The following is an 8,373-nucleotide window of genomic DNA, read 5'->3' as shown; positions in this document are numbered from 1 at the left end:
CCAGGAATTGCTGGCACTGGGTTCCGCCAACCTGGCCAATGGTTTCCTCCAGGGGTTTCCTGTGTCCTCCAGTGGTTCGCGCACGGTGCTCGGCGATGCCGCTGGGGCGAAAACACAGGTGCATTCCCTGGTGGTGCTCATCTTTGTGATGACGGTGCTGGCATTCGCCGGACCTGTCCTGGCATCCTTCCCGGATGCCGCCCTGGGTGCCCTGGTGATCTACGCAGCTGCCCGGTTGATTAAGTTCAAGGAACTGCGTCGAATTGTAGGTTTCCGCAAGAGCGAATTCGTCATCACAGCAGCCACAGCAGCAGCCGTGGTGTTCTTCGGGGTGTTGGCCGGTATTGGTTTTGCGGTGGCGATATCCATCCTGGATCTGATCCGTCGTATCACTCGCCCCTATGCAGATGTACTCGGCTACGTTCCCGGGGTTCCCGGGATGCACAGCCTGGATGATTATGAGGATGCCACCACCGTGCAGGGATTAGTGGTGTTCCGCTATGATTCACCACTATTTTTCGCCAACGCGGAGAACTTCGTGGAACGTGCCCTGCAGGCGGTTGATGAATCTGAGGATCGCGTGGAATGGTTCCTTCTCAATGCTGAAGCAAACACTGAGATCGATCTGACTGCGGTTGATGCCCTAGAAGAGCTGTACACAAAACTGGCACAGCGTAACATCCGCTTCACCATGGCGCGGGTCAAACAAGATCTGTACCGGCGCCTGGAACCTTCAGGGTTCATTAACCTGGTGGGCGATGATTATATCTATGAAACTCTTCCCACAGCGGTGCGTGCCTTTGTGAAGTACTACCGCATACGCCACGGGGACTTTCCTGATGGTGTGCCCAGGGAAATCATCGAGCCCTGAGCAAAGAGAAAATATCGGAAGGAAGGTATGAGAATGGCTGTTGTTATCGGGCCTGCGGTTCCGCCGGCCATCCATGTCATGACATGGAATATCCGTCGACAGATGCCAGCTGTGGTGGCGCGCCGAGTTGATCACTGGGAGGCACGGAAACCTGCCATCACGGCCCTTCTCACCGCAGAGCAACCCACTGTCATCGGGTTTCAAGAAGTGCTGCCGGGACAGGCATAGGCCCTCCAAGATATCCTCGGCTCCTCATACCAGTCCGTGGGGCAGGGGAGGGGGCGTGATCATGGAGGTGAAGCAACCCCGATCTTCTTTGACACCACCCGGTTCACCCTCGAAAGCTGGCAACAATATGCCCTCTCAGATTATCCGGAGCGTCCTGGGTCGCGGTCCTGGGGCAATCTCTTTCCCCGGGCCTTCGTGGCTGCCTGTTTTCTCGATCATCAGACTGCCACACGTTTTCTGGCGATCAACACCCACCTGGACCATCTCTCGCGGCGTTCCCGCCTGCGTTCCGGTCAAGCCATCCGTGCCTTCATCCGGCAGCGCGGAATTCCAGCCATTCTGACCGGTGATTTCAATACTGATCAGCACAGCCGAACCCACCGGATCTTCACTGGCGATGAGCTCCTGCGCGATACCTGGGCAGCTGCAGCACAGCGTCTGACTACCGAATGGGGAACATTTCCCAATTATCGGGATCCCACTGCGGGAGCCCGTATTGATTGGATCCTCAGTACTCCCGGTTGGGAGGTGCATAGAGTTGGGATTAATGCCTATCAGTACGCTGGTGTCTGGGCCTCAGATCATCTTCCAGTCCACGCTCTGCTGACACCTTCACGAAACGGTTCCCATCATGATCGACAATTTCATCCGCCCTCCGAGGGGGTTCAGTGAGATAACAGCAGACCTTATCCGCATCGCAGGTCTGCTGAGTTTCTTTTTTTTCACTCTTTTTCTTTGAACTTGCGCAGGCCGGAGTCATTGCCTTTACCCTGCCGGGACTGGTGATCGCCCGCTTCCTTGGCATGAAACCCTGGCCGGATATCATTTTGACCAGCAGTCTTCTCATTGCGGCGTGGAGTAATCTTTTCGAGCTCTATACCTCGATTACCTGGTGGGATCTGCTCATCCACTTCATCTGTGCCGGCGGTTTAGCTGTGGTGGCCTATCTCCTTCTGGCCCGTTATGGGGCAGTACCACTACCTGGCAGCCATCCCGGCGCCGGGGTAATCCTCACCACAACCTTGGGGCTTGCACTCGGTGTGTTGTGGGAGATTGTGGAGTGGGTCGGGTTCACCTTCATCACCCAGCAGATCTATGTCACCTATGAAGATACGATCAGTGATCTCATCATGGGTGGCCTGGGTGCGCTGGTTGGTGGGTGTGTGATTGCCTACATGCCACTTCTGCGTGGGGAACAATTCCGTAGCTGATCCCGTTGCAGGAATAGCATGCCCACACACGGTCAAGAAGAATGAGAGGACTCAACATCCATGAGTAATCAAATCACCACCCATCCTTTGTACGCTCCGGTTGCACTTGGCAGCCACGAGCTTAAGAACCGTATCGTCATGGCCCCGCTGACTCGCATCAGGGCAGAAACTGATGGCACCCCGAATGCGATGATGAGGGACTACTACGCTCAGCGTGCTGATTTTGGGATGATCATCACTGAGGGCACCTGGCCGATCCAGGAGGGACGCACCTGGGGCCGTCAGCCGGGGATCCAGACGCAGGAACATATCAATGCCTGGCGTGAGATCACCGATGAAGTCCATGAACGGGGTGGCAAGATCATCATGCAGGTCATGCATGGTGGCCGTATCTCCCATCCGGAGCACACCGGAACCGGCCGCACCGTGGCACCCAGTGCTCTTGTGGCACCAGACCCGATCCGTATTTCATCGGGCAAGGTGGATCCGGTGGTTCCACACGCACTGACCCCAGAAGAACTGCCTGCCATCATTGAGCAATTTGTGGCGGGTGCACGCAATGCGATGGCTGCCGGAATGGATGGGGTGCAGCTCCACAGTGCCAATGGGTACCTGCTCCATGAGTTCCTGGCCCCCACCGCCAACCACCGCACTGACCACTACGGCGGGACCCCTGAGAACAGGGCCCGCTTTGTCATCGAGGTGGTCACGGCAGTTACTGAGGCCATCGGTGCGGAGAACACCGGCATCCGTGTGTCACCTGAGCACAATATTCAGGGTGCTGTTGAAGATGACCGCGAGGATGTCCTGGCCACCTACACCGCCCTGGCCCGCGGCCTGGCTCCTCTGGGGCTGGCCCACGTTGAGGTGGTGCACCACGAACCGGAAGGCCACCTTGTGCAGACCTTGAGGGATGAGGTCAACGCACCGGTGATTCTCAACACCGGATTCAAGAGTTTCACCACCCGGGAGGTGGCGGAGGGGCTTGTGGATAAGCAGGCCACCGACGCCGTCTCGGTGGGTCGACTCGCGCTGGCCAACCCGGACCTGGTGCGGCGCTGGCAGTTGGATGCGCCCTTGAATGAGCCGAATCCAGACACCTTCTATGTCGGTGAGGAGCGGGGGTACACCGACTATCCCGTATACAACCAGGCATAATGGTTGCATGGCTTCTACCTTTGGTTGGTTCGCGATAGACCCGGATGAACGCCGTCGGATGATGGAAGCTGTGGATCAATTCCGCGATAAAACCACTGTGGATGATCTCGGGATAGGGCAGATTCGGGATTCCTTCGCTGATCTATTTTTCCCCGGGATCTCCACGTTGCACACCCGGATACGTTATGTGTTATTTCTACCCTGGTTGATGGAGATCGCTTCGCGGCAGGACACCATTGAGGCCATGCACTTTGAGATGAGGGATCTAGAGACCATCCTCATCACCGCTCTGGAAACCGGTGGGGAGCTGACTGGTGTCATTGGGCAGGACGCCAGAAAGAATCTGAGCCGGCCACCAAGCGTCATGTACTGGAGCGCCTTGAAAGCGTGGGGCATCATTTCTGAAGACCTCACCCTCCGGAACTATTTTGAGCGCTGTTTCTGGCAGCGGCAACAGGACGGGAAAGCACCGGTCAGAGAGAATGCGGATGTAGCCTCTCATGAGATTGATCTGGGGATTCACCAATATCTACCGCTAAACCCCGGGGGCCTGCTCACCTCAACCACCTTTGCCCTGACTGCCGGTGAGGCGGAGTATTTACGGCAGAACATTTCATATTTTCAACGCGATTCCCTGCTGGCATATCTGGTCCAGAACCGACCCAGCCTGTGGCATGATTCCGATTTCAACGTGGAGTATTGCTGGGATCCCATGATCACAGAAGATCTGCCGGCGGAACTGCAACGTCCGATCGATCTAGCTGAACGCTTCAGTTTCTACAGTCATGGGGCCAGTCTTCTCTATAATTTGATGCTGGCTGATAAATCCGGGCATGAGGCACAGGAGAATTATCAGGAAAAACTCCAGCGGTGGAGCGAGGAAGCCACTGATATGGCCACACTTGAGCACTCTGATCAGCTTGATATCTGGGCGATTGTCACGGGCCAGAACCGTAGTCTGAGTGGCCAGACGAAGGAGTTCTTTAGCACCTGGTTTGAGAGTGTCCCGCGGGTGGAAAATCCAGCCACCAACCTTGCTTTACGACGTCTGATTTCCGAGCGGGAATTCCAGACCAAGAAAAACCGGGCCCGGCTCCATAACAAAAAGTCACTGGATAATTGGGGCGGAAAATCCGGAGCTACACGACTGGATTTCCGGTGGAGGTTTGTACAGTCACATCTCCAGGATATCTATGCAGGCTTGGGGGAAATCTGATGCTCAAGCCAGATGATCTAGTGGTTCTCACTGAAGCTCTGCAACCCCCACCTGGTTTTGAACTTGATCTGTGCGTGACCACCACCTATTCCATGGACCTTAATGCCATGTTGTTGACACCCATGGTGTTCGCTCTGCGTGGGGACACTCTTTCCACCGAAAGAGATGTGATCGCCCTGCTGGATGCCACGCAGCGCAATATCAATCGCACCACGGTGTTCACCCAGGCTGGTGGAATACATGTGCCGACAAACTTCAATCCACTGTTCACCTTTTTGGAAGATAGCATCCATGAGGTGACCGCGCCCGGAGACAATGCTGTATTCCATCCGAAAATCTGGGCGGTGCGCTACTGCAAAGAAGAGCAGTTCCATCACCGTTTCCTCGTCACCAGCAGAAATCTCACCCTGGATAATGCCAGGGATACCCTTTTGGTCCTGGATGAATCACCTACGGGGAAGATCGACCCCGGCCCGGCAGTGGAGTTCCTGTCCCGACTGCCTGAATGGTCCGTGGAGAAGCTGAGCGGAAAGAAGCAGGAAGATCTGGAACGACTGCTCTCCACCTTCAGCCAGGTGATGCTGGATGTTCCGCAGCCCTTTGAAACAGGCAGGTTGTTAGCGCTGATGGGTGAGACAACCAGTGAAGGACTTTTCCAAGAGACAGGGGAGATGGTGGCTATCAGCCCATTTTTAAGCCGTGACATGCTCGATCGGATCGGGGGAGAAGTCCGGGAGAAGAAGCTGTTGTCGCGACCGGAGGAATTAGATCGACTGGGCAGCACAGCTCTGGAAGGTTGGGATAGTTTTGTGCTGGTGGAGGAACCGGAACAAAGGGATAATAACCAGGAGTTTTCCGGCCTTCATGCCAAAACCACTGTCTTTGATCGTCATGATGGCACCTCTGTCACTGTCACCGGTAGTGCTAACTTAACTAACGCCGGATGGGGAAGAAATATCGAGTTCAATGCAGTTCTCACCGGCCCGACACAAAATTGCGGTACCGAAGCAATCCTGGGTGATAGTGGTGGACTCATGGGGTTGGCCAGCATCATGGAATCCTATTCACCTGAAACAGCTGAAGGCGTCAGTGCGGGCAGCCGTGATATTGAATTCAACATTTCAAAATTTCACCGGTTATTGGCGTTGACAAAGCCACACCAGGACCTGGTGGAGAAAGATAATGGCGAGGTCCTAGTGAGACTGACACTGGATATTCCAGATGATGCCCCGGGAAATAGCGAAGTATTCCTTTTAACTGTTCCGGGGATGAAACATGACTTGGCTCCGGAGTTGTCATGGACAATTGATAAGAGCAATATCACCAGGTTCGTGGCAGTGCGCACCCTGGTGGCGCATGAAGACAAGTTTATTACCCGTTCATGCTGTTTGTTGACCTCCCTCAGCAATAATTTTCCTGGTAGAAACCAACTCGCCTTGTCACAGTTAATCACCAATGCTGAAGATGAATTCAGATATCTGATGCTTCTCCTCGGAACTGGTTCTAGACCTAGTGCCTTTGAGAGACAGATGCTGGTCAGACCCCAGCGTGATGATCCCCCGAGTGCCCGTCAGAAGAACCTTCCGCCACCGGTGCTTTTTGAGCCACTGATGAAAGCTATTACCCAGGATCCCATCTATCTTAAACGGGTGAGCGAGCGGGTGGAGCAGCTGCGTGAGGTCAGTGAGTCAGGGGAGTTTGAGGGGAGCATCTTTAAAGATTTCGGCCAGATGTGGGATGTAGTCCGTGACTTTCTGGAGACGGAGGAAGATTCATGAATGCTGTAGCCCCTGATCCAGAGGATGTTCTTTGCACCCTGAAACCGTTTCAACGTGCCACAGTGGAGCATGCATTCCACAGACTATGGCTGGCTGAGGACTCCACCCGACGTTTTTTGGTGGCTGATGAGGTGGGGTTGGGCAAGACCATGGTGGCCAAAGGAGTGGCTGCTAAAGCAATCAACCATCTGTGGGATGGAGAGAAGACAATCACGATTGTCTATATCTGTTCCAATGGACAAATTGCCCGTCAGAATCTCCAGCGACTCAGATCTCTTACGCAGGGGATACCGCAGGATAATGCAGACAGACTGACGCTATTGCCAGCGATGATGGGCAATGAGGAGATCGCAGGTGTCCAACTCATCTCCTTTACTCCCGGTACTTCTTTTGAACTGGGAAATAGTGCTGGTCGCATGGGGGAGCGTGCCTTGTTATACAAGATGCTGAGCTATTCGGTAGATCTCAGCATCGATGAGTGTAAATGGTTGCACTACCTCAGGTGCCAGGCAGGGTTGGCCTCATTTAAACGCGAGGTTGAACGTTTTAAGAATCTCCATCTTGATCCCGCATTGTTGAGTAACTTCAACAAGCGAATCCGAAAGAGCGGTGTGCTTGATGAGTTATTCCCAGATGTTGACTCATGGGTGATTCCGGAGGAGAAAACCTGGCAGGATAATCGCAGGCGTAACCAGATCATTGGAAAATTGCGTTTTGAGATGGCAGCCTGTGCTGTTGATTTATTGACCCCAGATCTGGTGATCATGGATGAGTTTCAGCGTTTTAAAGATCTTTTTCCCACTGGGGAGGAAGAGCAGAAACTCAGCCAGGAACAGAAACTTGCGCTGAAGGTGATTGGCTCACGACAGTCTAGAACCCTGGTGTTATCTGCAACCCCTTATAAGATGTACACCCTTCCTGATGAGGTGGGAGGTGATGATCATTATCGGGATTTCATCAACACCATCAGTTTCCTGGCGGGCTCTGAGCGTGCAGGGACAGTCTTAAGGAATCTCTCTGTGATGCGACAGGGGATTCAAGGGGAAACCGGCGAGGGGCTCAGCCGGGCCAAACAGGCTAAGGACACCATTGAACAGCAGCTGCGTACAGTGATGTCCAGGACAGAAAGATTAGCGGCAACACCGGATCGTGATGGCATGTTGGTGGAAAAACAGCTGGGAGATATGCATCTCGAAGGTGCTGATATTCGTACCTGGAAAGCCTATGAAGATCTGGCCCGCCACATTGGGGGTGGCGACACCTTTGAATATTGGCGCTCCATTCCCTTTGCGCCGAACCTGATGGGGCCATCTGATTATAAGGTGCAGAAGAAGTTGGTAGAGGCGCTTTCCTCACCGTCTCAGGTCTTGACCGAATTGGTGAGAAGGCATGAAAAGGCGTTCCTGAATCGAAAAGACATCCTCAACTATCAAAAGATTAATCCTGCCAATGCAAAGATGCGTGCTTTGATGCAGGACATCAGGGAACATGAAGCGGGCCGTCTGGTGTGGATTCCTCCTTCCCTGGAATATCTATCCCCTGCAGGGATTTATGCCGATGAGAAGGCGCGCAGATTCACCAAGAGATTGGTGTTTTCTGCTTGGGGTGCGGTTCCAAAGTCAGTGGCTGCCTTGTTGAGCTATGAAGTGGAACGCCAGTCATTAGATACAAGAGACATAAGAAACTATGACGACAGACATGCTGAGGGACGTATTTCTTTTGCCTGGGATCTGGTGAGGGATGCGCCCCGTAATCTTAACCACCTGACATTGTTGACCCCATCCATCACACTTGCTGAGATCGGGGATCCACTCAGGATTGCCCGTGGTCTTGGAAAGAATCTTCCCCTGGATAGAGACATGGTGCTAGATCATGTGACCGAAGAGATTCAGCACCGTCTGGATGAGGCGG

The 8,373-nt window shown here is 53.9% G+C and carries 7 protein-coding genes and 1 pseudogene; all 8 read left to right on the top strand.

The features are described from left to right. Positions 1–871 (top strand): SulP family inorganic anion transporter (locus Q0M74_RS11765; protein WP_293954693.1); only part of this gene is annotated, 871 nt, incomplete at its 5' end. Positions 872–904: 33 nt separating this feature from the next. Further along, on the top strand, positions 905–1,099 hold the full coding sequence (locus Q0M74_RS11760; protein WP_293954691.1) for an endonuclease/exonuclease/phosphatase family protein: 195 nt from the start codon (positions 905–907) through the stop codon (positions 1,097–1,099). Between the two features lie 195 nt (positions 1,100–1,294). Then, entirely contained in the window at positions 1,295–1,771 is a 477-nt protein-coding gene (locus tag Q0M74_RS11755) for an endonuclease/exonuclease/phosphatase family protein (RefSeq protein WP_293954689.1), read from the top strand. Positions 1,772–1,926: 155 nt separating this feature from the next. Beyond that, positions 1,927–2,310 (top strand): hypothetical protein, encoded by a 384-nt coding sequence (locus tag Q0M74_RS11750; RefSeq protein ID WP_293954687.1) that lies wholly within the window; start codon positions 1,927–1,929, stop codon positions 2,308–2,310. Between the two features lie 60 nt (positions 2,311–2,370). Then, positions 2,371–3,468 (top strand): alkene reductase, encoded by a 1,098-nt coding sequence (locus Q0M74_RS11745; RefSeq protein WP_293954685.1) that lies wholly within the window; start codon positions 2,371–2,373, stop codon positions 3,466–3,468. Between the two features lie 7 nt (positions 3,469–3,475). Next, a complete protein-coding gene (locus Q0M74_RS11740) occupies positions 3,476–4,684 on the top strand; it encodes a DUF6361 family protein (protein ID WP_293954683.1) in 1,209 nt (402 codons plus the stop codon). A 215-nt stretch (positions 4,685–4,899) separates the two neighbouring features. Beyond that, positions 4,900–6,462, top strand: coding sequence for a phospholipase D family protein (locus Q0M74_RS11735; protein ID WP_293954681.1), 1,563 nt, complete (start codon positions 4,900–4,902; stop codon positions 6,460–6,462). After that, positions 6,459–8,373: pseudogene (locus Q0M74_RS11730) on the top strand (hypothetical protein); the annotation flags it as partial. The gene Q0M74_RS11735 and the pseudogene Q0M74_RS11730, both read left to right, overlap by 4 nt.

The organism is uncultured Corynebacterium sp. (assembly GCF_945649885.1).
Lineage (GTDB): Bacteria > Actinomycetota > Actinomycetes > Mycobacteriales > Mycobacteriaceae > Corynebacterium.
This window is presented reverse-complemented; position numbering and strand designations above follow the sequence as displayed.

Bases quoted from the DNA above. Each gene is read 5' to 3' on its own strand.
- Q0M74_RS11745 (WP_293954685.1), top strand. From the start codon at position 2,371: ATGAGTAATCAAATCACCACCCATCCTTTGTACGCTCCGGTTGCACTT.
- Q0M74_RS11760 (WP_293954691.1), top strand. From the start codon at position 905: ATGGCTGTTGTTATCGGGCCTGCGGTTCCGCCGGCCATCCATGTCATG.
- Q0M74_RS11740 (WP_293954683.1), top strand. From the start codon at position 3,476: ATGGCTTCTACCTTTGGTTGGTTCGCGATAGACCCGGATGAACGCCGT.